Consider the following 2,106-nt stretch of genomic DNA (forward strand, 5'->3'; position numbering starts at 1 on the left):
AATGTGCTGTGAAAGTAAATAGGTTCATCTATATCGTTTTAACTACCTTAAAGATAATGAAATAAATCAAATTATGAGTATTTACGGATATTCAAATTTTTATAAATTCATTAGCCCAACTTCATGGTATCCGGATTCCAATGTACCGGTTTACCCTGATAATAGCTTTCGTTGGCCAGAAGGGCTGCACCGGCAGCACGCAATCCGAAAACAGGATCTTCAGCGATTTCTTTTCGTCCGCGAACACCCTGGAAGAAATTATAGAAATGATCGTAATGAGCGCCTTTGTAGTCACGAGGAGCCTCATAAACCGTTTCGCCTATATTCAAATCAGCCTTCCTTTCATTCAGGTATTTCATATCGTACTCTTCCTTAATTTTCTTCTGCATCTCCTCAGTATATGCGATTAAAGAATAGCTTTGCGGCTTCATATTCAGTTTCGAACGGATAAGTTTCACCCTGTCGGAACCGATCTCCATTTCACCTTCAGTTCCCACAAGCCGGAAACCTCCGCCACCGCCATTCCCGGCTATGAAATTTACACGGAAAGCAGCATTAAACGCGGCATGTGTATTCGTCTGCGGGAAATCGTAAAGCGTAATCGACACATCGGGCACGTCACGTCCATCGTCCCAGTAACGTAATCCTCCGGTTGCCTGAGCGCGCTCCGGACCGTTTGAACTGATGACATAGTGCAAGGTAGAAAATGCATGTACAAACAAATCGCCGGCTACTCCGGTACCATAATCCTTGTAATTTCTCCAACGGAAAAAACGTTTCAGTTCAAAAGGCACTTTGGGAGCACGTCCCAGAAAAGTATCAAAATCCACGGTGTCGGGATTGGCATCCGGCGGTATCGGATACTGCCAGGCTCCTTCTGCCGAATAACGGTCGTTAAACATATCGAGCATTACAATCTCACCAATGGCTCCATCTTCGTACAACTGCTTTGCTTTTTCGTTACCCAGCGACGACATGCCCTGACTTCCAATTTGCATAACTTTACCTGAATTTTGCCAGGCCTGAATCAAAGGGTGACCTTCATCGAAGTTTTGCACCATGGGTTTTTCGCAATAAACGGCTTTTCCGGCGTTTAATGCTTCGGTACTGATTTTTATGTGCCAGTGATCGGGCGTGGCAACAATAACAGCATCAATATCGTCACGGTTAAGAATTTCGCGGTAATCACGGGTCACAAAAATATCGTCGCCCCACAATTCTTTTGCACGTTGTAAACGTCCGGTATATAAATCGCATGCAGCAACCAGTTTTACGCCTGGCACCTGAAGCGCTGAATTGGTATCATAAATTCCCTGAATTCCGGCTCCTATCAGTGCCAACTGCACCTGGTCGTTGGCTGAATATTGAGTGGGTTCAAACGCCCGGGTTTTTAATAGAACCCGCTGATTGTAGGAATTCGCTAAAATTGTTGGAGCGGAGGAAACAAGCGCTGTTCCAAGGACCGTATTTTTAATAAACGATCGTCGGGATGAATGACTTTTACTTTTCATTACTTTGATTATTAGTTTTAGTTAGTTTAAAATGCCAAATGTCTGTTTGCACAAAATCTGGCCATTCTTTGTACCAAAGTTATAAAAGATTACGATAGAAGAAAATACTTAACTGTAGGATGTTTCAAGCCCATATCACAATCTTTTATGATCGTTATTTTAGAGCAAAAAATATTACAACGTTATAAGCAACACGTTTTAAAAAGTGGAAATAAAAAAATCATGATTCTCTGGAATCATCAACAGGGATGAAAGTGAGGCCTAACGACAGCATTTCATAAAAATAATCAGATTACGAGGCGCATACAGCAGTTGTGCGTTGAATAACTGATTATTTGCGCCTTTGATTTACGTTCTCATCACCCCCGGGTTTCACCCGAGGTTAGTCCTATTTTATCCCTTCGGGATATTGAATTGGATGACAAAGTTAAAACGACTTTATTGGCCAGCTATGTCGGAATTGCAAATTTTACATGACACTAAAAGCGTCTAATGTGATTAAGAGGCTGTCCAAAAAGTAAAATTGGACAGCCTTTGTTTTTATTGTCCCTTTAAGATTTGTATCTTAAAGGTGGATATGACAATAAGATCAAAC

1 protein-coding gene is annotated in these 2,106 nt (G+C 41.6%); it reads right to left on the reverse strand.

Features of this window, described 5'->3' with window-relative positions; translation table 11 throughout:
* Positions 1-110: 110 nt before the first annotated feature.
* Positions 111-1,511: a Gfo/Idh/MocA family protein gene (locus BMW53_RS20525; RefSeq protein WP_038562120.1), complete on the reverse strand. Its 1,401-nt coding sequence runs from the start codon at positions 1,509-1,511 to the stop codon at positions 111-113.
* Between the last annotated feature and the right edge of the window lie 595 nt (positions 1,512-2,106).

This window comes from Draconibacterium orientale, assembly GCF_900111425.1.
Lineage (GTDB): Bacteria > Bacteroidota > Bacteroidia > Bacteroidales > Prolixibacteraceae > Draconibacterium > Draconibacterium orientale.